We start from the raw sequence: 23,740 nt of genomic DNA, 5'->3' as shown, positions 1-23,740 counted from the left end.
TTCCGGTTCCGGGGTGTCATCGGGGCAGTCGCTCCGCCAGTGCCAGATATCCGTCGTCCTCGTCGGCGAAGGACACCAGCCGCCAGCCGGTGGCGTCGAGCAGCGTCCGCAGTCGCGGCTCGGCCCGGACGTCGTCCGGCGTGAGCCGGCGGCCCCGGCGGGCCGCCAGCGCGGCGCGGCCCACCGGGTGGAAGAGGGCGAGCCGCCCGCGCGGGCGAACGACGCGCGCCAGCTCGCGCAGACCGCTCTGCGGGCCGGGGAGGTGGGAGATGAGCCCGGCGCCGAACACCGCGTCCAGGCAGGCCCGTCGCAGAGGGAGCCGGGCGACGTCGGTGAGGAACAGCAGGGCCGTGTTCCCCCGGCCCGCCCGCACCACCTCTGCCAGCATCTCCGGAGTGAGGTCGGCGCCCAGTACCGTGCCCCGCGGACCCACCGCGTCGCGCAGCGCGGGCAGCGCCCGTCCGGTCCCGCACCCCGCGTCGAGTACGGCGTCGCCGGGCCGCAGCCCGATCTCGGCCACGGCCGCGGCGTAGGCGGGTCCGTCGTCGGGGAAGCGTGCGTCCCAGTGGGCGGCGCGCTCGCCGAAGAACGCCCGGACCGCTTCGCGGTCGTCTGCCAGGTCCTGTGCCATCCTCCTATCCTCCCCGCCCGGCGGCGACTTCGGCAAAGCTGATTCGGACCCGCTCCCTCGTTACCTCTGTGACAGTTGCGACAAGGGAGTAACTGTGCGCAACAGATCACCAGCTCATGGTTGCTGACTGTGCTCTCGTGGGTAAGGGTGGCACGGCAGATGCCGAGGAAAAGGGGGCGCGTCGTGGCACTGAACACGGGACTCGACTGGTTGCTGGACGACCTGACGAAGCGGATCTCGTCGGTCCGGCACGCGTTGGTCCTCTCCAACGACGGGCTCGTGACGGGGAGCAGCCACGACCTCGAGCGTGAGGACGCGGAACATCTGGCCGCGGTCTCGTCCGGGCTGCACAGCCTGGCCAAGGGATCCGGGCAGCATTTCAAGGCCGGACGAGTGCGCCAGACCATGATCGAGTTCGACGAGGGAGTGTTCTTCGTGATGGCGGCGGGCGACGGCAGTTGCCTGTGTGTGCTGGCGGAGGCCGAAGCGGACATCGGGCAGGTCGCCTACGAGATGACGCTGCTGGTCAACCGCGTCGGCGAGCACCTCGGGCTGGCCGCCCGGAACGGCGACCGGCCTGCGGGTCCCTAGGGTTTTCCACAGGCCGGGCGGGGTTCCGCGCTCCGGGCTACCGTCGTTGTCACGCAAGGTGAGGAACGAGCGACGGGGGATGACCGTATGCGACATCAGCCCATGGAGCACCGCACGTCGGCGCCGCTCCGGGAGACAGCCGACGTGGGTCTGCGTACGGCTGCGCGGGAACTGGGGCTGCGCCCCAGGGAGTTCGACCTGGCGGTGCAGATCGAAGAGGTGCGTACCGTACCGGGGCCGGGAGGCCGGGCACGCCGGGTGCCCCGGACGGAAGTGGAGCGGATCAAGGCCGCTCCGGGATTCCCCGGGGCGCTGCGCGAGCGGCTGCGCGTGATGGACGCAGGGGAGGCATCCGCACTGCTGGACATCAGCCACTCCCGGTGCGCACGGCTCGCCAGGGCAGGCTGCTTCGGCCCGGCCGGTTTCTATGTGAACCGGTACCGTACCGTCGTCTGGTTCTATCTCGCCGAGGAGCTCCGGGACTTCGCGGAGAACAACCCCCGGCTGCTCTCCGATCGCCTTCCCGCCGGACTGCGGGCCGGGCTGGAGGCCGGTACCGACCACCGCGCCCGGCGCTGGCGGGGACGCCGGGTGGGCCAGCTCACCCGGCATGCCGTCGGCCACTGGGAGCGGGCCGCCGCCCGGGCGAGCGTGCTGGACGACGCGGCGCTCGCCGACGCCGTGCCCGACTCGGGTGAACGCGCCAGGCTCAGGGCGCTGCGGCCCGACTTCCTGGGGGCCCGCAGTGTCGCCGAGGCCACGCGGGACGTTCTGGAGGACGTCTGCCTGGCCGACGGCGCCGACGAGATCCGCTGGTACCGCTTCCTGCTGGACGCCGACCTGGAGACTGCCAGGGCCGCAGAGGCCACCGCAGCGGCGTGCGCCGCCCGCGGTGCCCGCGAGCCGGGTTCCGGACCCGCGGAGGGCCGCAGCGGTCCCTCGGGCGCCGCCGGAGAGGGGCGGCCCCGCCCCGGAACCGCGCGTCCCGTCGCGGGACCGCCCGCCGCCTCCGGCGCGCGGCGCCGGTGGTCCCTGCTGCGCCGCCGCAGGCCGCGGCCCGGGGTGCGGGCCGCCGGGTGAACCAGGCCGCGCGGCAGCCCGTCCGCCCCGCGTACCGGGGCGCAGGAGGGGGTGCTCAGGGCGAAGGCGTCTCTCCTCGGGTTTCCTCGCTGGACGAGGTCCCCGGCTCCGGGCTGTGCGGGCGGAACAGGCCCTCCTGCATCACCGAAACGATCAGGTTGCCCTGCCGGTCGAAGATCTGGCCCCGGGCCAGACCGCGCGCACCGGTCGCGATGGGGGACTCCTGCTGGTAGAGGAACCATTCGTCGGCCCGGAACGGGCGGTGGAACCACATGGCGTGGTCCAGCGAGGCGGTGTCGAAGTTGCGCGGACCCCACAGGGGTTCGATGGGCAGCCGTACCGCGTCCAGGAGGGTCATGTCGCTGGCGTAGGTGAGGGCGCAGGTGTGGACGAGCGGGTCGTCGCCGAGCGAGCCCATCGCCCGCATCCACACCGCGCTGCGCGGCTCGACTCCCGTCAGCTCCTCGGTGCTCCACCGGAGCCGGTCCACGTAGCGCAGGTCGAAAGCCTGCCGGCGCGCCATCCGCTCCAGCGGCTCGGGCAGGGAGCCCAGCCGCCGGCGCACCTCGTCGGCGAGCCGCGGCAGGCTCTCGGGTTCCGGCACCCCGGGCATCGGCATCTGGTGCTCGAAGCCGGGCTCTCTCACATGGAAGGAGGCGGTGAGGTTGAAGATGGTGCGGCCCCGCTGGACGGCGATCACCCGGCGTGTGGTGAACGAGCGCCCGTCCCGGACCCGCTCGACCTGGTACACGATCGGCACACCGGGAATCCCCGGCCGCAGGAAGTACGCGTGCAGCGAGTGCACCGGACGGTCCTCGTCCACGGTGCGGCCCGCCGCCACCAGTGCCTGCCCGGCGACCTGGCCGCCGAAGACCCGCTGGAGGGACTCCCTGGGGCTCCTGCCCCGGAAGATGTTGAGGTCGATCTCCTCCAGGTTCAGCAGGTCGACAAGGCGTTCGGCAGGGCTGGGCCCGGTCATCTCGTGGGTTCCTCTCTCGCGTCCGGCGCAGCCGGTACGCGCGGTACCGTGCTCACATGGGGCCGACGCCGGTCACCTCGACGACCGCGCGGCCTTCCTCGTCCGAGGCGACGAGGTCCACCTCGGCAGAGACACCCCAGTCGTGATCGCCGCGCGGGTCGGCGAACACCTGCCGGACGCGCCACAGCCGGTCCTCCGGAGCCTCCTCGATCCGCAGCAGCCGGGGACCGCGTGCGTCCGGTCCGGTGCCGAGTTCGTCGTACTCCTCCCAGTATCCGGCCATGGCCTCGGCCCACGCGTCCTCGCTCCAGCCCGCGTCGCCGTCGAGGGCACCCAGCTCGGAGAACTTGTCCAAGGCAGCCAGTTCGACCCGTCGGAACATCGCGTTGCGCACCAGGACCCGGAAGGCGCGGGGGTTGGCGGTGACCGGTTTGACCTGGTCGGCCCGCTCCTGGGCCTCCTCCGCCGACTCGTCCTCGGGGTTGGCGAGCTGCTCCCACTCGTCCAGCAGGCTGGAGTCGACCTGGCGGACCATCTCGCCGAGCCACTCGATGATGTCCTGGAAGTCCTCCGACTTCAGGTCGTCGGGAACGGTGTGCTCCAGAGCCTTGTAGGAGCTCGCCAGGTAGCGCAGCACGATGCCCTCGGTGCGAGCCAGCTCGTAGAAGGAGACGAACTCGCTGAAGGTCATCGCGCGTTCGTACATGTCCCGGATGACCGACTTGGGGGAGAGGGGGTGGTCCCCGACCCAGGGGTGGGACTTGCGATAGAGGCCGTAGGCATGGAAGAGCAGTTCCTCGAGCGGCTGCGGATAGCTGATGTCCATCAGCCGCTCCATCCGGTCCTCGTACTCGACCCCGTCGGCCTTCATCTCGGCAACGGCCTCGCCCTTGGCCTTGTTCGTCTGGGCCGCGAGGATCTGGCGCGGGTCGTCCAGCGTCGACTCGACGACCGACACCATGTCCAGCGCGTAGGAGGGCGACTCGGGGTCCAGCAGCTCGAAGGCGGCGAGCGCGAAAGTGGACAGGGGCTGGTTGAGCGCGAAGTCCTGCTGGAGGTCCACGGTCAGCCGGATCCGCCTGCCCTCGGCGTCCGGCTCCTCCAGCTGTTCGACGATGCCGCCGTCCAGCAGCGAGCGGTAGATGGCGATGGCCCGCCTGATGTGCCGCAACTGGGCCCGCCGCCCCTCGTGGTTGTCCTCCAGCAGCCGCCGCATCTGCGCGAAGGCGTCACCGGGACGTGCGATCACCGACAGCAGCATGGCGTGCGTCACCCGGAAGCGGGAGGACAGCGGTTCCGGGTCGGAGGCGATCAGCTTCTCGAAGGTCTGCTGGCCCCAGCTCACGAAGCCCTCCGGGGCTTTCTTGCGGACCACCTTCCGGCGCTTCTTCGGGTCGTCTCCCGCCTTGGCCAGCGCCTTCTCGTTCTCGATCACGTGCTCGGGGGCCTGCGCGACGACGAAGCCCGAGGTGTCGAAGCCCGCTCGGCCGGCCCGGCCCGCGATCTGGTGGAACTCGCGGGCGCGCAGGGTGCGCACCCGGCTGCCGTCGTACTTGGTGAGCGCGGTGAACAGGACGGTCCGGATGGGCACGTTGACGCCCACACCGAGGGTGTCCGTGCCGCAGATGACCTTCAGCAGTCCCGCCTGGGCCAGCCGCTCCACCAGCCGCCGGTACTTCGGCAGCATTCCGGCGTGGTGCACTCCGATCCCGTGCCGCACATAGCGGGAGAGGTTGCGGCCGAACGCCGTCGTGAAGCGGAAATTGCCGATGACCTTCGCGATCTCGTCCTTCTCCGCGCGGGTCGACATGTTGATGCTCATCAGCGCCTGGGCCCGCTCCACGGCTTGCGCCTGCGTGAAGTGCACGATGTAGACGGGTGCCTGATGCGTCTCCAGCAGTTCGGTCAGCGTCTCCGTGAGACCCGTGGTGCGATATTCGTACGACAGGGGCACCGGGCGGGTCGCGGAGCGCACCACGGCCGTGGAGCGGCCGGTGCGCCGGGCCAGATCCTCCTCGAAACGCGAGACGTCCCCCAGGGTGGCCGACATCAGCACGAACTGCGCCTGCGGCAACTCCAGCAGCGGGATCTGCCAGGCCCAGCCCCGGTCCGGCTCCGCGTAGAAGTGGAACTCGTCCATCACCACCTGGCCGACATCGGCGTCCGCCCCGTCGCGCAGCGCGATGGACGCCAGCACCTCGGCGGTGCAGCAGATGATGGGTGCGTCCGCGTTGACGGACGCGTCCCCCGTGAGCATCCCGACGTTCTCGGTGCCGAAGAGCTTGCACAGATCGAAGAACTTCTCCGAGACCAGTGCCTTGATCGGCGCGGTGTAGAACGTCACCTTGTCCTGGGCGAGCGCGGCGAAGTGCGCTCCCGCCGCGACCAGACTCTTGCCGGATCCCGTCGGGGTCGACAGGATCACGTTCGACCCCGAGACCACCTCGATCAGCGCCTCCTCCTGGGCGGGATAGAGCGAGATGCCCCGCTCTTCCGCCCATCCGGAGAAGGACTCGAAGAGGGCATCGGGATCGGCGTCGCTCGGCATCTGGTCGATAAGGGTGGCTGTCACGCCCCCCATACTGCCTGCTGCCCGGGACGATCAGGGAACCGGTGGGCTCATGAAGATCACCTGGCGCTACGCTGTGTCGCCGAACGGGCATCAGCTGCCGAGGGCAGCGGCGCGGGCGCGGGGCGGGCCCCGCGTGGGCCGCCGCCGACGCGACACAAGGAACAGGGCGGGGATACGCATGATGGGACCGGCGCACTCGCTGTCGGGAGCCACTGCCTGGCTCGGGGTGGGGGCGGCCGCGGCGCTGCTGGACCATCCGATGCCCTGGCCGGTGGTCGTGATCGGGGCGCTGTTGTGCGCCGGGGCGGCGCTGGCCCCCGACCTCGACCAGAAGTCCGCCACCATCTCCCGGGCCTTCGGTCCGCTCTCCCGCCTGCTGTGCGGAGTGGTGGACAAGACCTCCGCCGCCGTCTACAACAGCACTCGCTCCGGTGGCGAGCGGCGCCGCTCCGGAGGACACCGCACCCTCACCCACACCTGGCCCTGGGCGCTCCTCATCGGTGCGGGCTTCTCCGCGGCCGCCGCCGTCTGGGGCCGCTGGGCGGTGCTGGTCATCCTCTTCATCCACGTGGTCCTCGCGGTGGAGGGCCTGCTGTGGCGGATGGCCCGGGTCTCCAGCGATGTGCTGGTGTGGTTGCTGGGAGCCGCGTGCGCATGGATCCTGGCCAACCTGCTGGAGAAGCCCGGCAGCGGTGCCGACTGGCTGTTCACCGGGGACGGCCAGGAGTACCTGTGGATGGGGCTGCCGATCGTGCTGGGCGCGATGGTGCACAACATCGGCGACGCTCTGACGATCTCCGGCTGCCCGATACTGTGGCCCATCCCGATAGCGGGCAAGCGGTGGTATCCGCTGGGTACCCCCCGGTTCATGCGCTTCCGGGCCGGAGCCAAGGTCGAGAACGCGGTGCTGATGCCCGTCTTCATGGTGCTGAGCGGGGCCGGGAGCGTGGTGGCCCTGGGGTTCATAGGCTGAGCCCCCGCCGCGGCCCCGGTGCGCCGCGGCCCCCGCCGCGGATCAGCCGTGCCAGGAGCGCCACAGGGCGGCGTAGGGGCCGTCGGCGGCCACCAGCGTGTCGTGGGAGCCCAGTTCGCTGATGCGGCCCTCCTCCACCACCGCGATGACGTCGGCGTCGTGCGCGGTGTGCAGCCGGTGCGCGATCGCCACCACGGTGCGCCCCTCGAGGACCTGGGCGAGCGAACGCTCCAGATGCCGGGCAGCACGCGGGTCCAGCAGCGACGTCGCCTCGTCCAGAACGAGTGTGTGCGGATCGGCCAGTACCAGGCGGGCCAGTGCGATCTGCTGGGCCTGTGCCGGGGTGACGGCCAGCCCGCCGGAGCCGACCGCGCTGTCCAGCCCGTCCGGCAGTGCTTCGGCCCAGCCGCGGGCGTCCACCGCGCCGAGTGCCGCCCACAGCCCGGCGTCGTCCGCGTCCTGCCGCGCCAGCAGCAGATTGTCGCGCAGCGTACCCACGAAGACGTGGTGCTCCTGGTTGACCAGCACCACATGGCGGCGCACCTCTTCCGCCGGCAGCTCGCTCAACGCGGCCCCGCCCAGGGTGACCTCGCCGCGGCGCGGTCCGTAGATCCCGGCCAGCAGCCGTCCGAGCGTCGACTTGCCCGCCCCGGAGGGCCCGACCAAAGCGACCCGGCTGCCGGCGGCGACATCCAGGGTCACCCCGTGCAGGACGTCGACATCGGCCAGGTAGCCGAACCGCACTCCGCCGGCGCGGAGGTCCTCGCCGTCGGGCGCCGGACCCTCGCCCGCCTCCGTCTCGATCTCCCGGACGCCCACCAGCCGCGCGAGGGAGACCTGGGCGACCTGGAGCTCGTCGTACCAGCGCAGGATCAGGCCGACGGGCTCGATCAGCATCTGCGCGAGCAGGGCACCGGTCGTGAGCCGGCCGACGCCGATCCAGCCCTGCAGGACGAAGACGCCGCCCAGCAGCAGCACACCACCCATGATCAGCATGTTGCTGAGGTTGACGGCGGGGAAGAGCACGGTGCGCAGCCACAGGGTCCTGCGCTCCCAGGCAGTCCACTCGGCGACCCGGCGCTCGGAGAGCGCCACCCGGCGGGAGCCCAGCCGGTGCGTCTCCACCGTCCTGCCCGCGTCCACCGTCTCGGCCAGTGCCGCGGCGACCGCCGCGTAGCCGGCGGCCTCCGCCCGGTAGGCGTGCGGAGCCCGGCGGAAGTACCAGCGGCAGCCCGCCAGCAGCACCGGCAGCGCGAGCAGCACGGTCAGGGCCAGCGGCGGTGCCGTGACGCACAGCGCCCCCACCAGCAGCGCGGCCCACACCAGGCCGATCGCCAGTTGGGGTACCGCCTTGCGCATGGCGTCGGCCAGCCGGTCGATGTCGGTGGTGATCCGGGAGAGCAGGTCGCCCGTTCCGGCCCGCTCCAGCACGCCGGGCGGCAGCCCCACCGCACGTACGAGGAAGTCCTCGCGCAGGTCCGCCAGCATCTCCTCGCCGAGCATCGCTCCGCGCACCCGCACCTGCTGGGTGAAGACCGTCTGCACCAGCAGGGCGAGGGCGAACAGGGCGGTGACCCGGCCCAGTCGCAGGTCCTCCCGGCCGGCTGCGAGCCCGTCCACGATGCCGCCCAGCAGCCAGGGGCCCACCGTCGAGGCGAGGACGGCGCCGCTGTTCACCCCGACGAGCAGCACGAAGGCGCGCCGGTGGCGGCGCAGCAGCTCACGTACATAGGTGCGGACCGTCACTGAGGAGCCGACGGGAAGGATCGTGACGTCTTCCGGAGCCGACGGGTCGTAGCCGGGCTCGGGCACGCCGAACCGGGGGCCGCGGCGTCCCTCGCCCGCCGTCCGGTCGTCTGGCGCCCGGTGGCTCTGGCGGCTCACGTGGATTCGGCTCCCTCGGTCGTCGCGTGCTGGGCCCGCGGCCCGGCCGGCCGCACGGCGTCGGGCTGCGGTGCCCGGGTGACGACGGCCCGGTACGCGTCCTGGGAGCTGAGGAGCTCCCGGTGGGTGCCGGCGGCCGCGGCTCCGGCACCTTGTACGAAGACCACTCGGTCGGCGGTCTCGAGCAGCAGAGGACTGGAAGTGAGGACCACCGTCGTCCGCCCCGACCTGAGCGCGGTCAGCTCCCGGGCGATGCGCGCCTCGGTGTGCGCGTCGACGGCCGAGGTCGGCTCGTCCAGCACCAGTACCGGGGGATCGGTCAGCAGCGACCGCGCGAGCGCGAGCCGCTGCCGCTGTCCTCCCGAGAGGGAGCGTCCCCGCTCGGTGATCCTGGCCCGCATGGGGTCGCCCTTCGCATCCGGGGTGCCCTGCACCAGTGCGGCGAGGACGTCGCCGCACTGGGCGGCCTGCAGCGCCCGGCCGGCGTCCACCGCGCCGGAGGAGGGCACGTCCAGCAGATCGGCCAGTGTGCCGGAGAGCAGCACCGGATCCTTGTCCTGCACCAGCACGGCGGCCCGGGCATGGGCCAGCGGCATCGTGTCCAGCGGTGAGCCGTCCAGCAGTACCGAGACGTCTTCCCTCTCCCGTCTCCGGTCCGGCGTCCGGCCGGCTCGCCCCGTGGCCAAGGACGGCGGCGTATTCCCCGTTCCGGTGGTGGTGCCGGGACCGGCGGAGGCGGGGTGCCCGCCCAGCCGTTCGGCGAGGTGCCCTGCCGCGTCCGGGTCACCGCAGACCACGGCGGTCAGCAGACCCGCCGGGGCGCGCAGCCCGGTGGCCGGGTCGTACAGTCCCGCCCGCACCTCGGCGGAGCCGGTGCGGGCGGGCCGCTCTCGCGCGTCCGGCCGGGTGAGGGGTGCGGTCGCCGCCTGCTGCTCCTCGCCGGGCCGCCGCAGTCCCAGCACCCGTGCCGCGCGTGCCGCCGAGGGGCGCGAGAAGGAGTACGACATGGCGAACTCGCCGAAGAGCTGGAGCGGTACCAGCAGGAAGCTGATCGCACCGTAGACCGTCACCAGTTCGCCCACCGCGATGTGCCCGTCCAGCGCCAGCCGGGTGCCGTACCAGACCACGGCCACCAGCAGCAGTCCGGGCAGTGCGACTTGGACCGCCTCGATGAACGACCACATGCGGGCCGTGCGCACGGCGGCGTGCCGCACCTGCTGCGAGGCCCGCCGGTAGCGGGTGAGGAAGAGCTCCTCACCGCCGATGCCGCGCAGTACCCGTAGTCCGGCCACGGTGTCGGCGGCCAGTTCGGTGGCGCGCCCGGCGTGTTCGCGCTGCGTGTCCGCGCGCCTGGTGGCCCTCGGCAGCAGCGGCAGCACGGTCAGCGCCAGCGCGAGCATGCCGGCGCATGCCAGCAGACCCAGTTGCGGCTGGTAGACGACCAGCGCGGCGCAGACGCCCAGCGTCGTCAGCAGGGCGGCACTGAAGCGCGAGGCAGCCTCGACGCACCACCCGATGCGTTCGATGTCACCGGTGGAGACGGCGGCGATCTCGCCCGCGGCGACCCTGCGGGTGAGGGTCGCGCCCAGAGCCGCGGTGCGGCGCGCCAGGAGCTGCTGGACGCGTGCGGCAGCGGTGATCCAGTTGGTGACGGCGGCCCGGTGCAGCAGGGTGTCGCCTGCCGTCACCGTGAGCGTGACGACGGCCATCGCCAGCGCGGCCAGTGCCAGGTCGCCGCCGGAGCGGTTCACGACCGCGGTCACCGCCAGTCCGGCGACGGCGGGGAAGGCGGCGATCGAGGCGAGATGCACGACTCCCCAGGCCAGCGCTCTGCACTGGCCGCCCCATTGCGTCCGCCCCAGCCACAGCAGCAGCCGGAGGCCCGAACGGACATCGGGTTCGCCGGGGTCGTCGTAGGGGAGGTCGCGGATCTGCATGGTGTTCCAATGGGCTCGAAACCGCACGGACGGGGACGCACGCGAGGTGGCGGGCCGGCAGCTGCGGGCAGGCGGTACGGATCTCGCGGGACGTCCGCCGATCCCACCGGGTCGCCGCCGCGTCTGCAACGGGATTTCCCGGACGGCGGCGTACTTCCGGCCAATGCGAGGATGGAGGGCATGGGCATGCGTGGGGCACGACGTACAGGTGGCGGAACCGTCCGGCCGGAGGCCGCCCAGGACTTCTCCCCGGACGGTGCGCCGACCGGCCGGGTCCGCGGCCGGGGCGCGGCCCGTGGAGTCCTGGCGGCCGCCGCGGTGGGCACCGCGCTGACCGTGCTGCTCTCCGGATGCGGGGACGGCGGGAGCGACCGCGATTCCGGCGGCCCGAAGCGGACGAAGGTGCCCGAGCACTCGGAGCAGGCCGAACTGGCCGAGAACCCCACCCGTATCCCCCGGGTGGGTGACCGGCTCCAGTCGAAGATCCCCGATGACGCGCGCCAGGTCGTGGCCGTCGAGGGCAAGGGCGAGGACGCGGCACAGGCCACGGTGCGGCTCTACACCCGGCACGGCAAGAAGTGGCGTGAGGAGCACAGCTGGGCCGGTCACAACGGCAAGAAGGGCTGGACGGCCGACCACCACGAGGGCGACAAACGCAGTCCGGTCGGCGTCTTCACACTCTCGGACGCGGGCGGCGTGCTGCCGGACAGCGAGGCCAAGCTGCCCTACACGCACACGTCGGCGTTCACCCCGCCCTCGTACTGGCCGAAGAAGACCCGGCACGATTTCGATCATGTGATCGCGATCGACTACAACCGTGTCACCGGTACCTCCCCCCTCGACCCGACCCGCCCGCAGGGCAAGGCCAAGGGGGGCAGTATCTGGCTGCACATGGATCACGGCAGCGGGACGTCGGGGTGTGTGAGCCTGTCCGAGTCCGGCATGCGGACGCTGTTGCGCACGCTGGACCCGGACAAGCATCCCGTGGTGGTGATGGGGGACCGGGCTTCGCTCAGGAAGTGAGCCGAGGGCGGGGCGCGGGCCCGGTGCTGTGCCGGCGCATCCGGTTCAGCCCGTGCCGGCGCCGGGGGCGTTCTCCGGCCCCGCTCAGGTCTCCGGCTTCTCGGAGTCGACGCCAGGCCGCTTCTTCCTCCAGTGCCCGCGGGTGAAGTCGGGGATCTCCTGCGGCGTTCCCTTGGCCTTGATGGAGGCGTGGCTGAGCGGTACCGGCGAGGTCCAGGTCGCGGCGTCGTAGACATCGAAGTCGGGTACGAGTCCCAGCCGCATGCACTGCGTCAACCGGAACAGCATGATGTAGTCCATGCCGCCGTGCCCGCCGGGCGGATGGGCGTGTTCCTTCCACAGCCAGTGGTCGTGTTCCTCGTACTGCCCGAAGTCGCCCCACTGGTCACCGGACATGTCCGGTTCGAGGTAGATGCGTGGTGGGTAGTCCTCGAACACTCCCCTGGTGCCGCCGAGAGTGTTGATCCGGGAGTAGGGGTGCGGGTTGGAGACGTCATGCTCCAACCGGACGACCCGGCCCTTGGCGGTCTGGACGAGACTGATCGACATGTCGCTCTCGATGTACGTCTCCTTCCAGCTCTCGTGGCCGGGCGGCATGTGTTCCTCGCGGTAGGCGGCCAGGCCCAGTGAGGGAGAGCCGAAGGTCGCGATCCGGACGGCCCGGTCGCCGCGGTTGATGTCCAGGTAGTTGGCCGCGGGGCCGAAACCGTGGTTCGGGTACAGGTCTCCCCGCAGCCGGGTGTGCCATTTGCGGCGCCAGGGCCCTTCGTAGTAGTCGGGATCGAACATCAGTCCGCGCAGGTCATGCAGGTAGGCGCCGGCGCTGTGCAGGAGGTCGCCGAACAGCCCCTCGTGCGCCATCCGCAGCACGCGCATCTCGTTGCGGCCGTAGACGCAGTTCTCCAACTGCATGCAGTGCCTGCGGGTCCGCTCCGAGAGGTCGACCAGCTCCCACAACTGTTCCAGTTCCAGGGCGATGGGGCATTCGACGCCGACGTGCTTGCCGCCCTTCAGCGCGGCCTTGGCCATCTCGAAGTGCCAGTCCCACGGCGTGGCGACATAGACGAAGTCGAGGTCGCCGCGCCGGCACAGCTTCTCGAAATCGTGGTCCCCCTTGGTGTAGAGGGCGGGCGCGGGCTGTCCGGCGTCGGTGACCTTCCTCGCCGCGCGTTCGGTCTTCTCCCGCACCGGGTCGCACAGGGCGACCACGCGCACCCCCTCCAGCGCCAGGAACAGGTCGATCATGCTCCCGCCGCGCTGGCCCAGGCCGACCAGGCCGACCCGGATGGTGCTGCGCTCCTCGAACGGTACGCCGATCATGGTGCGGCCCCGGCGTGGCGGCGCCGCGGTGCTCGCGCTCTGCCGGGCGGCGGAGGCGTCGCCCTGCGCCGCCTCCGCCGGGGTGCCCAGCGCGCCGATGCCGAGCCCGGCACCCGCGGCACCGGCGGTGCGCAGTGCCGAACGCCGGCTGAATCCCTGGTCGTCACTCATCGGGTCTCCCGCAGTTCTCTGCAACTCGGATGCGTGATCTCGATGCAGGACCCTGCTGGTGGAGACCACCGGGCCGCAAGAGTGCGCACGTGGACTCTCGTCGCCCGTGGATGGACTTCCGTGCTCGCAAAATCTTGCCGCAATGAGACGGAAATACTTGCAGGATCACTTGACGGCGCTCCCGGGCACCGGCAGTCTCCCCGCCGTACCACCCGTGAACGGGCCCTCGGCAACCGCCCGTTCGCCTCCCCCCACGGTGGCCGAGCTAGCCGGCTGCTGCCTTCCCGGGCCCTTGCGCGCCCGCAGACCGAAGGAGCCGCACGATGAGAAGACGACTGCTCAGCGCCGGTACGGCGGGCGTGCTGGTGGCCGGCGCCCTGCTGGCGGCGACACCCTGGCAGGCCCGGACGGCCCGCCCGGCACCGGCAGCCGCGGTGCCGGCACGGCCCGCCGCGGACGGATCCGCTGCGCCGGGCGGACGGACCGTCACCGCGACGCTGTTCGAGCGCCCGTTCACCTCCGTCGCCCGGGAGTGCACCGACACCCTCGGCCCGGCTGGGTACGGCTATGTCGAGGTCTCACCCGCCACCGAACACATCCGGGGCGACCAGTGGTGGACGTCCTACCAGCCGGTCAGCTACCGGATCGCCGGACGGCTCGGCGACCGGGAGGACTTCGCACGCATGGTCGACACCTGTGCGGCGGCCGGTGTGCAGGTCATCGCCGACGCGGTCGTCAACCACATGACGTCCGGGTCGGGTACCGGCACCGGCGGCACCGCGTACAGCAAGTACGACTACCCCGGGACCTACCGGGACGCCGACTTCCACACCTGCCGGCACGACATCTCGGACTACACCGACCGCGACGACGTGCAGAACTGCGAACTCGTCGGCCTGGCCGACCTGGACACCGGCAGCGAGAAGGTGCGCGGGGCGCTCGCCGGATATCTCGACGATCTGCGCTCCCTCGGCGTGGCCGGGTTCCGCATCGACGCGGCCAAGCACATGGCCGCCTCCGATCTGGCGGCCGTCAAGGCGAAGCTGACCCGGCCGCCGGGCTACTGGGTCAGCGAGGTCATCCACGGTGCCGGTGAGGCGGTGCAGCCCGAGGAGTACACCGGTGTCGGCGACGTGGACGAGTTCCGCTACGGCCGCCGCCTCAAGAGCGCCTTCCAGGGCGGCGATCTCGGATCCCTGCGGAGCGTCGGTGACGGCATGCTGGAGAGCGCGGCGGCACGCACGTTCGTCGACAACTGGGACACCGAACGCAACGGCTCGACGCTCACCTACCGGGACGGCGCCGCCCACACCCTCGCCACCGTCTTCGAACTGGCCCATCCCTACGGTTCCCCGAACATCTTCTCGGGCTACATGTTCACCGACCGTGACGCCGGACCGCCCACCGGGGAGACCGGGTGGACGGACCTCCACGCCGAACCCGAGATCACCGGCATGGTCGGCTTCCGCAACACGGTGGGCACCGCGGAGCTGACGAACTGGTGGTCCGAGGGCCAGGCACTCGCCTTCGGGCGCGGCGACCGCGGATTCGTCGCCCTCAACAACGGCGACGCCGAACTGAGCAGGACGTTCCAGACCTCCCTGCCCGCCGGGACGTACTGCGATGTCGCCGCCGCGCAAAGCGGCTGCGCGCAGCAGGTCACGGTCGCCGCAGACGGCAGCGCCCGGCTGACGGTCCCGGCCCACCAAGCGGTGGCCTTCCACATCGAGGCGGCCGGCTGAGGAACGGGGTGGACGGGCGGGCCGCATGCCCGCGGCCCGCCCGCACCGGTTCACCGCGGCCGGGTGGCCAGCTCCAGTTCCTGGAGGACCGAGTGGTATCCCCGGTTGCCGGTCGCGTGGTCGAGGCCGATCTCGCAGGTGCGGTTGGCCGACAGATACGTGTCGTAGGAACGACGGTTCACCTCCGCGGCCTCCCGCGCCGTCGCCGAGGCGGTCAGCTCCTCGTGCAGCAGGCCGCGGTCACCGGCGAAGGCGCAGCATCCCGCGTCGAGCGGCACCACGACCTCCTCGGCGCATGCCTCGGCCACCTCGCGCAGCTCCGCCTCGTCGCCCAGGTGCCGCATGGAGCAGGTGGGATGGAGCACGGCCGAGGCGACCTTCCGCTCCACCGTGAGCCGCGGCAGCAGCTCGCGGGCGGCCCACACGAGGGAGTCGAGCACGGTCAGCCTCGCGTGCAGTGTGCGATTGGCCGGTGTCAGGTACGGGACGACCTCTTCCGTCAGTCCCAGAGTGCAGGAGGACGCGTCGACGACGAGCGGGAGTTCACCTCCGTCGGTCCACCGCCACGCGGCCTCCACCATGCGGTTGGCCATCAGGGTGTTGCCCGCCTCGTAGCCCTTGGAGTGCCAGATCGTCGCGCAGCAGGTCCCGGTGACGTCCTCCGGTGTCCACACCGGGCGACCCGCGCGGGCCGACACGGTGACCAGGGCTTCCGGCAGCGACAGCCCGCGGTGGCCGTCCGGATCGCCGAAGATGCGGTTCACGCACGCCGGATAGTAGACCGCGGCGGCGTCCTGCCTGGCCGTCGCCGGGAGACGTTTGGCAGCCGCCGCCGGGATCTCCGGCAGCCACTGCGGCACCAGGTCGGGGCGGACCGCCCGGCGGGCGGCACCGGTCGCGGCGCCGAGCAGCCGGTCGCCCAGATCTCCTCCCCGCCCGCGCACCCGGCGGCGGATCCGGTCCCCGGCGGCCACCGCGAGCCGGGCCGCGCGCTCCACCTGTGCGAAGTGCCGCGCGGTGCGCTCCGCGGCGCGCTCCTCCCGCGGCGAGTGGCGGGCGTGCCGGAGGGTCTTCATCAGGGCTCCGGTGTCGATGCCGACCGGGCAGTCCAGCTTGCACGTGGAGTCGCCCGCGCAGGTGTCGACGGCGTCGTAGCCGTAGCTGGCCAGCAGATTCTCGCCGACGAGCGAGCCGGGGGCCTGCCGCGTCATCTCCCGGCGCAGCACGATCCGCTGCCGCGGCGTGGTGGTCAGGTCCTCGCTCGGGCAGGTCGGTTCGCAGAAGCCGCACTCGATGCAGGGGTCGGCGGACGCCTCCACCGCGGGGATGGACTTGAGGCCTCGCAGATGTGCCTGCGGATCGCGGTCCAGCAGCACCCCGGGCGCCAGTACCCCGGTCGGGTCCAGCAGCCGCTTCACCCGCCACATCAGCTCCGTCGCCGTGCTGCCCCACTCCAGCTCCAGGAAGGGGGCGATGTTGCGGCCGGTGGCGTGCTCGGCCTTCAGGGAGCCGTCGAAGCGCTCCACGGTCATCCGGCAGAACGCGTCCATGAAGGCCGCGTAGCGCTCCACGTCGTCCGGCGCCGCCGCGTCGAAGGCCAGCAGGAAGTGCAGATTGCCGTGTGCCGCGTGGCCGGCGACGGCCGCGTCGAATCCGTGCTGCTCCTGCAGCTCCAGCAGCGCCTCGCAGGCTTCGGCCAGCCGGGAGGGCGGTACGGCGAAGTCCTCGGTGATCAGCGTGGTGCCCGCGGGGCGCGAGCCGCCGACCGCGGTGACGAACGCCTTGCGCGCCTTCCAGTAGGAGGCGATCGTGGCCGGGTCGCGGGTGAGTTCGTTGGTGACGGAGGCGACCGGGGCGACCAGCTCCAGTTCGGCCAGCACCGCACGCGCCGCCTCTTCGCGCTCCTCGCGCACGGCGTCGTCGGGGGAGCGGAACTCCACCAGCAGGGCCGTGGTCTCCTTGGGCAGTTCCGCCCAGTCCTGCGGCACGCCGGAGACGCTGACCGAGGCGCGCAGCGTGTTCCCGTCCATCAGCTCCACGGACAGTGCGCCGGCCTCGTTGAAGCGCGGCACGGCTGCGGCCGCCGCGGACAGCGACGGGAAGAAGAACAGTCCGGTCGAGGTGCGCCGGTGCAGGGGCAGGGTGTCGAAGACGAACTCGGCGAGGAAGCCGAGCGTGCCCTGGGAGCCCACCATCAGCCCGCGCAGGATCTCCACCGGGGTGCTGCCGTCGAGGAAGGCGTCGAGCCGGTATCCGTTGGTGTTCTTCAGCTCGTGCTTCGCCCGGATCCGGGTGACCAGCGCGGCGTCCGCCTCGATCTCCGCCTTGAGCGCCAGCAGCCCCGCGCACAGCTCCGGCTCGGCCTGTGCCAGCTTCTCCTCCGCGGCCGGGTCCGCCGTGTCCACGACCGTGCCGCTGGGCAGGACGCAGGTGAGCGAGGCGACCGTGCGGTAGGAGTTGCGCGTGGTTCCGGCGGTCATCCCGGAGGCGTTGTTGGCCACCACTCCGCCCACGGTGCAGGCGATGGCGCTGGCCGGGTCGGGGCCGATCAGCCGTCCGTGCCGCGCCAGCGCAGCGTTGGTGCGGAAGACGGTGGTACCCGGCCGGATCCGGGCCTGTTCGCCCTCCGCCAGCACCTCGACGCCCGCCCAGTGCCGGCGGACGTCGATCAGGATGTCCTCGCCCTGGGCCTGCCCGTTCAGGGAGGTGCCCGCGGCGCGGAAGACGGCGTCCCGGCCGTTCTCCCGTGCGTACCCGAGCACGGCGGAGACATCGGCCACGTCCTCGGCCAGGACGACGACCTGCGGCACGAAGCGGTAGGGGCTCGCGTCGGAGGCGTAGCGCACCAAGTCGGACACCTTGCTGAGCACTTTCTCCGGCCCGAGCAGCCGCTCCAGGTCGCCGCGCAGCGGCTGGGGCGTTCCGTGTGCCAGCGTCTCGGGGACCCGGTCGGCGGCGGGGGAGTGGCCGGTGCCGGTCAGCGGGCGCAGCGCTCCGGCCTCGGGTTCGAGCAGCGGCATGGCATCTCCTGGGCGCGCAGGGGTCGGGCGGGAGTGCGGGCTTGTGTGTGGCACATGCTAGTTCCGCCGGCGGGCCGGATCCGTGCGGGTCGTTCCCGCCGCGCAACGGTCCCCGGCCGGTCGCTGCGCTGCGGCGCCCGCGCCTCCGCGGGCTCGGCGCGGGCCCGTGGCCGAGGGTCAGTGACCGCCCTGGTCCGCATCGAGCAGGGCCAGCAGCCGGCTGAGTTCGTCGCGCTGCGCGGCGGTCAGTGGCGCGAGCAGTTCCTCCGCGGCGCTCCTGCGGGCCCGGCGCAGTGCGGTGAGGGCCGTCGAGCCGCCTTCCGTCAGTTCGATGCGGATCACCCGGCGGTTGGTGGCGTCGGGGGAGCGGCGTACCAGGCCGCGTTCCTCCAGCGCGTCGACCAGGCTGGTGACCTGCCGGGGCACCACGCCCAGCCGGGCGGCGAGGTCCGCCATCCGGGGTGGCTGCGGACAGTGCGCGACCGTGCGCAGCATGCGGCCCTGCGCCGGGGTGACCCCCAGCGGCGCGAAGTTCTCCCGATGTGCGTGGTTGATCCGCTTCGTCAGATGCAGGAGCTGGTCAGCCAGGTCGGAGGCGCGTTCGGCGGAGGGGTGGTGGACCATGCCCGGCAGGTTATCAGGATATAGGTCATTGTGAACATAGGTAACGATGAACTATGCTCCATGACCCTCGGCGCAGCCCGCCGAGCGCCCCGGGCCGGCGGACCGCTCCGCCCCCGGTGCACACCCCCGAGTACCGAGGAGCCCCTTGCACCGTGAAGCATCCGGCTGGACGCCGTCACCGCAGGAAACCCCGACGCCGCGGGAGCAGCCCGCACAGGTGCGCCGCATCCTGCGGCTCTTCCGCCCCTACCGTGCCCGCCTGACCCTGGTCGGCCTCCTGGTGGCCGCCTCCTCCCTGGTCTCCGTCGCCTCGCCGTTCCTGCTGCGCGAGATCCTGGACGTCGCCATCCCCCAGCAGCGCACCGGGCTGCTCTCGCTGCTCGCCCTCGGCCTGATCGTCACCGCGGTCGTCACCAGCGTCTTCGGTGTGCTCCAGACGCTCATCAGCACCACGGTCGGCCAGCGCGTCATGCACGACCTGCGCACCGGGGTGTACGCCAAGCTCCAGCGGATGCCGCTCGCCTTCTTCACCCGGACCCGGACGGGCGAGGTCCAGTCCCGCATCGCCAACGACATCGGCGGAATGCAGGCCACCGTCACCTCGACGGCGACCTCGCTGGTCTCCAACCTCACCAGCGTGGTGGCCACCATCGTCGCCATGCTCGCGCTGGACTGGCGGCTCACGCTGGCCTCCCTGGTACTGCTGCCCTTCTTCGTCTGGGTGAGCCGCCGGGTGGGGCGGGAGCGCAAGCGCATCACCACCCAGCGGCAGAAGCAGATGGCCGCCATGTCCGCGCTCGTGACCGAGTCCCTGTCGGTCAGCGGCATCCTGCTCGGCCGCACCATGGGCCGGGCCGACTCGCTCACCAGGAACTTCGCCGGTGAATCCGAGACCCTGGCCGACCTGGAGATCCGATCCCACATGGCCGGGCGCTGGCGGATGTCCACCATCGGTATCGTCATGTCCGCGATCCCCGCACTGCTCTACTGGACGGCGGGCATGCTCACCCACTTCGGCGGGCCCGCCTTCTCCATCGGCACCCTCGTCGCCTTCGTCACCCTCCAGCAGGGGCTGCTGCGCCCCACCGTCTCGCTGCTCACCACGGGCGTGGAGATGCAGACCTCGCTGGCGCTCTTCCAGCGCATCTTCGAGTACCTCGATCTGCCCGTCTCCATCACCGAACCCCGCCGCCCCGCCCCGCTTCCGCAGGTGCGCGGTGAAATCCGCTTCGAGAACGTGGACTTCACCTACGACACCCGTCCGCCGGGCAGCCCCGCACGCGACGGCGGCCACACTCTGCGCGGTATCGACCTGACCGTCCCCGCCGGCAGCAGCCTCGCGGTCGTGGGGGCCACCGGTTCGGGCAAGTCCACCCTCAGCTACCTGGTGCCCCGGCTCTACGACGTGACCGGGGGCCGGGTGACCCTCGACGGCGTCGACGTACGGGACCTCGACTTCGCGACCCTCTCCGGAGCCGTCGGCGTGGTCTCCCAGGAGACCTACCTCTTCCACGCGACGGTCGCCGACAACCTCCGCTTCGCCCGGCCGGACGCCACCGACGAGGAACTGCGCGAGGCGGCGGCCGCCGCGCAGATCCACGAGCAGATCGCCGCGCTGCCGGACGGCTACGACACCCTCGTCGGCGAGCGCGGCTACCGCTTCTCCGGTGGCGAGAAGCAGCGGCTCGCCCTCGCGCGCACCATCCTGCGCGACCCGCCGGTGCTCATCCTGGACGAGGCCACCAGCGCACTCGACACCCGCACCGAACGCGCGGTCCAGGAAGCCGTCGACGCACTCTCGGAAGGGCGCACCACGCTCACCATCGCGCACCGTCTCTCCACCATCCGCGACGCCGACCAGATCGTCGTCCTGGACGGCGGGCGGATCGCCGAGCGCGGCACCCACACCGAGCTCCTCGCGGCGGAGGGAAGGTACGCCGCGCTGGTGCGGCGCGACAGCCGGACCGCGGACGCGGCGGTGCGCGGCTGACCCGCAGGCGACAGCGGGCGGCCGGCCCGGAGACGGCGGTGGACGGGCGCCGCCGGGCCGGGGGCCCGGCGGGAGTGACCGCCGCGGTCCCTCACCGGTAGAGCAGGTAGGGACGCCTGGCCCGCTCGAAGTCGCGCACCTCCGCCCGCCAGGCTCCGGTGATCGTCTCCAGGCTCCGGCCCGCGTCCAGCATCTCCCGCAGCCGGGAGGAGCCCGACAGCTTGTCGATCCAGAAGGGCCGCTTCGGGTCGGCGTCCTCGCGCCAGGCGAATCCGTCGTACCGCATCGCCTCCCGCAGCATGGCCACCGCCGTCGGCACGGCCCGGTAGCGGGCCGGGTCGGTCACCAGGAGCTGCACTCCCGCGCAGGTCCTGCCCTGGTGCTTGCTGAAGGTGGGGACGAAATAGCCCTCCCGGAAGCGCACCCCCGGCAGTCCGAGCGCGTTGAGCCGGTCGCTGTAGTGGTGGTCCAGGAACGGGGCGCCGATGAACTGGAAGGGCAGCGTGGTCCCCCGCCCCTCCGACAGGTTGGTGCCCTCGAAGTACCCGGTGCCCGCGTAGACGGTCGCCGTGTCGGGAGTCGGGACGTTGGGGGACGGCGGCACCCAGGCCAGCCCCGTCTCCTGCGCCGGGGTGCGCGGCGACCAGCCCCGCACCCGGACGACCTCCAGCTCCACCCGGCCGCCGTCGCCCTCCCGGGGCAGCAGTTCGCCGTTGAAGTAGCGGGCCAGCTCACCGACCGTCATACCGTGCTGCTGGATGATCGGCTTGAGTCCGACGCCGGAGGCGAACTCGGGTGTCAGCAGCGGGCCGTCCGCCCTGCGGCCGATCGGGTTCGGCCGGTCCAGGACCACGAAGGACGCCCCGATCTCCCGCGCCGCGACCATCGCGTGGTACATCGTCCAGATGTAGGTGTAGAAGCGCACCCCGACGTCCTGGATGTCGAAGACGACCGTGTCCACGTCGGCCTTGCGGAACAGCGCGGCCAGTTTCGCCCCGTCGGCGCCGTAGGCGTCATAGACCGTCAGCCCCGTGCGCGGGTCCTCGAACTCCGGCTCCGACCCGCCCGCCTGCGCGCTGCCGCGGAAGCCGTGTTCCGGGCCGAAGACGCCCGCGATGCGCAGCTCCTCGTGCGCCGCCATCGAGTCGACCACGTGCCGGGCGTCCCGCAGCACTCCGGTCGGATTGCTGAGGACGCCGAGTTTCCGCCCCCGCAGCGTGCGCCAGCCCCCGGCGGCGGCCGCGTCGGCGCCCGGGACGACACGCGGCGTGCGGTGGCCGCCGCCGGGAGGGGAGGAGTCCGCGGCGGCGGACGGGGCGAGCAGCGGCGTGCCGAGGGTGGCGGCGGTGCCACCGGCCAGCAGCGAACGGCGCGAGGGTGCAGCGGTCATCGGGGACCGTCCTTCCGGCGTCCAGGGGGGCAGCGGGCGGTGGGGCAAGCTAATACGAACGCGGGAGCGCCGACCAGAGGGCGCGCAGCGGACAGCCGCGCCGCGGCGCCGTTCGGGGACGCGGACCGGTAACCGGCGTGCGCCCCGCCGGGCGCCGCGCCAGGATGAGGCCATGCCCACTCACCTCACCCTCGTGCAGGGGGACATCACCGAGCAGGACGTCGACGCCGTGGTCAACGCGGCCAACTCCTCCCTGATGGGCGGCGGAGGCGTGGACGGAGCCATCCACCGCAGAGGCGGCCCGGAGATCGTCGCCGAGTGCCGCAGGCTGCGCGCCGAGCGGTACGGCAGCGGTCTCCCCACCGGTGCTGCGGTCGCCACCACGGCAGGACGGCTGACGGCACGCTGGGTCATCCACACGGTGGGCCCGGTCTGGAGCGGGCAGGAGGACCGCTCGGAGCTGCTGGCCTCCTGCCACCGCGAGTCGCTGCGCGCCGCTCGTGAACTCGGTGCCCGGACCATCGCGTTCCCCGCCATCTCCACGGGTGTCTACCGCTGGCCGCTGGACGACGCGGCGCGTATCGCGCTGCGCACCCTGCGGGCCGAGGGCGAGGGCTTCGCCGAGGTGCGCCTCGTGCTGTTCGGGCAGCCCTCGTACGAGGCCTTCCGCGCGGCCCTCTGAGACCCGGTCAGCTCCCCTGCGGGATCAGGTCCGCGGGATCAGCTCGATCGCGCGCCGCGCCGCCGCCATGGCCAGCGGATCGCCGCCTTCCGGGCCGGCGGCCACCTCCAGCGCGGTGTCCGCGAACTTGATCGCGTGCTCGTCGCCGTGGGCCGCCGCCCGGGCGAAGACCTCCTGCGGGGCCGGCGGAGTGCCGTCCGGGACCGGCGCCGCCTGCCCGGGCGCGTACACGGCTGTGACGGCGGCGCTCGCGGCCCAGGCGGCGTCGGCGCTGGGGGCCCACAGTCCGGGCGGGAGCGCGGGCAGGGTGCGCAGCACCGCGTTGGGTGCGGTGGCCGCGTGCACCAGCATGACGGGCGAGCCGTGCGCGTGGGTGGCGTACCGGTGGGTGGCGGCGCGGACGATCTCCCGCAGGCCGGTCCGGGCGCTGTCGGGACCGGTGACGCCGTCCGCGGCGACCGCGTCCGGTCCCGGCCGCCCCGCCCGCGGCCGACCGGGCAGCGCGGTGATGCGCGCCAGCCGTTCGCGGATGCCGCCGCTCTGGTCGCCGATCAGCGGGACGGCTGTGAGCCCCGCCGCCGCGGTGGGTTCCCGTGGCAGCAGGTCGATCTCCGGCAGCGTGCTGTGCCGGGCCGCCCAGTACCCGAGTGCGTGCGCCAGCTCCGCCAGGCGCGGGGCGGTCGGCGGGCCGTCCGCGAGCAGCACCCGTACGGCGTGTCCGGTACGGATCACCGGATGGGTGGCGCCCGCGGAGATACCCGGCAGCAGCCGCGGCCACCACATTGCGAGGACGTCGCGCCAGGGGTGCTCCTCGACCTGCCGGGCGAAGTAGCCGATCCAGTCCCCGAGCCGCCGCGGGTCCCCCAGGGCCTCGGTCCAGTTCTCCGCCGTCACCCGGGTGCTCCGGCCGGGCAGGTCCTCCAGCTTGTCCCGGTAGTCGTCGATCCAGCGGTGCACCCTGGGGGCCTGACCGTGCCGCACCAGCGCTTCCACCGCCATGGGCGCGTGGTTGCTGAGCCAGCCCTCCCGTTCGGGTCCACTGGTGTGCAGGCGTTCGAAGGCCTCGTCCAGGGTGCCGGTCGGGTCGCCGCCGCTCGTGTTCTCTCTCGTCGGGTCCATGACCAGGACGGT

Annotated in this window: 17 protein-coding genes; 7 read left to right on the top strand and 10 right to left on the bottom strand. The window is 72.4% G+C overall.

From position 1 onward, the window contains the following. Positions 1-16: 16 nt before the first annotated feature. Positions 17-631 carry a class I SAM-dependent methyltransferase gene (locus tag A949_RS0126640; RefSeq protein ID WP_019359104.1) on the bottom strand — a complete coding sequence of 205 codons (615 nt, stop codon included), beginning with the start codon at positions 629-631 and terminating at the stop codon, positions 17-19. 183 nt (positions 632-814) lie between these two features. Here A949_RS0126640 and A949_RS0126635 point away from each other — a divergent pair, with 183 nt between their 5' ends. Together A949_RS0126635 and A949_RS34680 are read left to right on the top strand one after the other, a co-directional pair. Beyond that, positions 815-1,222, top strand: coding sequence for a roadblock/LC7 domain-containing protein (locus A949_RS0126635; protein ID WP_019359103.1), 408 nt, complete (start codon positions 815-817; stop codon positions 1,220-1,222). An 87-nt stretch (positions 1,223-1,309) separates the two neighbouring features. Continuing rightward, complete coding sequence (locus A949_RS34680) at positions 1,310-2,302, top strand: DUF6397 family protein (protein ID WP_158687639.1); 993 nt, start codon at positions 1,310-1,312, stop codon at positions 2,300-2,302. 55 nt (positions 2,303-2,357) lie between these two features. On the opposite strand, the gene tesB is transcribed toward A949_RS34680, so the two are convergent. Further along, entirely contained in the window at positions 2,358-3,281 is a 924-nt protein-coding gene (gene tesB, locus A949_RS0126625; protein ID WP_019359101.1) for an acyl-CoA thioesterase II, read from the bottom strand. Positions 3,282-3,333: 52 nt separating this feature from the next. Beyond that, entirely contained in the window at positions 3,334-5,862 is a 2,529-nt protein-coding gene (locus A949_RS0126620; RefSeq protein WP_026005062.1) for a DEAD/DEAH box helicase, read from the bottom strand. Positions 5,863-6,031: 169 nt separating this feature from the next. Between A949_RS0126620 and A949_RS0126615 the strand changes: the two genes are divergently transcribed. Continuing rightward, on the top strand, positions 6,032-6,826 hold the full coding sequence (locus tag A949_RS0126615; RefSeq protein ID WP_019359099.1) for a metal-dependent hydrolase: 795 nt from the start codon (positions 6,032-6,034) through the stop codon (positions 6,824-6,826). A 42-nt stretch (positions 6,827-6,868) separates the two neighbouring features. Here the strand turns inward: A949_RS0126615 and A949_RS0126610 are convergent, their stop codons facing one another. Further along, complete coding sequence (locus A949_RS0126610) at positions 6,869-8,638, bottom strand: ABC transporter ATP-binding protein (RefSeq protein WP_026005061.1); 1,770 nt, start codon at positions 8,636-8,638, stop codon at positions 6,869-6,871. Positions 8,639-8,706: 68 nt separating this feature from the next. Next, positions 8,707-10,647 carry an ABC transporter transmembrane domain-containing protein gene (locus A949_RS0126605; protein ID WP_019359097.1) on the bottom strand — a complete coding sequence of 647 codons (1,941 nt, stop codon included), beginning with the start codon at positions 10,645-10,647 and terminating at the stop codon, positions 8,707-8,709. Positions 10,648-10,827: 180 nt separating this feature from the next. Here A949_RS0126605 and A949_RS0126600 point away from each other — a divergent pair, with 180 nt between their 5' ends. Then, positions 10,828-11,670, top strand: coding sequence for a L,D-transpeptidase family protein (locus A949_RS0126600; RefSeq protein WP_019359096.1), 843 nt, complete (start codon positions 10,828-10,830; stop codon positions 11,668-11,670). Positions 11,671-11,754: 84 nt separating this feature from the next. Here the strand turns inward: A949_RS0126600 and A949_RS0126595 are convergent, their stop codons facing one another. Then, positions 11,755-13,161, bottom strand: coding sequence for a Gfo/Idh/MocA family protein (locus A949_RS0126595; RefSeq protein WP_019359095.1), 1,407 nt, complete (start codon positions 13,159-13,161; stop codon positions 11,755-11,757). 323 nt (positions 13,162-13,484) lie between these two features. Here A949_RS0126595 and A949_RS0126590 point away from each other — a divergent pair, with 323 nt between their 5' ends. Further along, entirely contained in the window at positions 13,485-14,903 is a 1,419-nt protein-coding gene (locus tag A949_RS0126590) for an alpha-amylase (protein WP_019359094.1), read from the top strand. Between the two features lie 50 nt (positions 14,904-14,953). Here A949_RS0126590 and A949_RS0126585 read toward each other — a convergent pair whose 3' ends face one another. Further along, positions 14,954-17,923 carry an FAD-binding and (Fe-S)-binding domain-containing protein gene (locus A949_RS0126585; protein WP_019359093.1) on the bottom strand — a complete coding sequence of 990 codons (2,970 nt, stop codon included), beginning with the start codon at positions 17,921-17,923 and terminating at the stop codon, positions 14,954-14,956. A 177-nt stretch (positions 17,924-18,100) separates the two neighbouring features. Then, positions 18,101-18,547 carry a MarR family winged helix-turn-helix transcriptional regulator gene (locus tag A949_RS0126580; RefSeq protein ID WP_019359092.1) on the bottom strand — a complete coding sequence of 149 codons (447 nt, stop codon included), beginning with the start codon at positions 18,545-18,547 and terminating at the stop codon, positions 18,101-18,103. Positions 18,548-18,692: 145 nt separating this feature from the next. On the opposite strand from A949_RS0126580, the gene A949_RS0126575 reads away from it, so the two are divergent. After that, entirely contained in the window at positions 18,693-20,537 is a 1,845-nt protein-coding gene (locus tag A949_RS0126575; protein WP_026005060.1) for an ABC transporter ATP-binding protein, read from the top strand. A 91-nt stretch (positions 20,538-20,628) separates the two neighbouring features. On the opposite strand, the gene A949_RS0126570 is transcribed toward A949_RS0126575, so the two are convergent. After that, entirely contained in the window at positions 20,629-21,927 is a 1,299-nt protein-coding gene (locus A949_RS0126570) for an exo-beta-N-acetylmuramidase NamZ family protein (protein ID WP_019359090.1), read from the bottom strand. A 172-nt stretch (positions 21,928-22,099) separates the two neighbouring features. Between A949_RS0126570 and A949_RS0126565 the strand changes: the two genes are divergently transcribed. Further along, entirely contained in the window at positions 22,100-22,609 is a 510-nt protein-coding gene (locus A949_RS0126565) for an O-acetyl-ADP-ribose deacetylase (protein ID WP_019359089.1), read from the top strand. A gap of 24 nt (positions 22,610-22,633) precedes the next feature. Here the strand turns inward: A949_RS0126565 and A949_RS0126560 are convergent, their stop codons facing one another. Beyond that, positions 22,634-23,728, bottom strand: a complete 1,095-nt coding sequence (locus A949_RS0126560; RefSeq protein ID WP_019359088.1) for a questin oxidase family protein — start codon at positions 23,726-23,728, stop codon at positions 22,634-22,636. Positions 23,729-23,740: the final 12 nt, after the last annotated feature.

It is taken from the genome of Streptomyces sp. AA1529, assembly GCF_000280905.1.
In the GTDB taxonomy this organism is placed as follows: Bacteria; Actinomycetota; Actinomycetes; order Streptomycetales; family Streptomycetaceae; genus Streptomyces.
The sequence above is the reverse complement of the archived record's forward strand: the minus strand, read 5'-3'. Positions and strand labels throughout refer to the sequence as shown.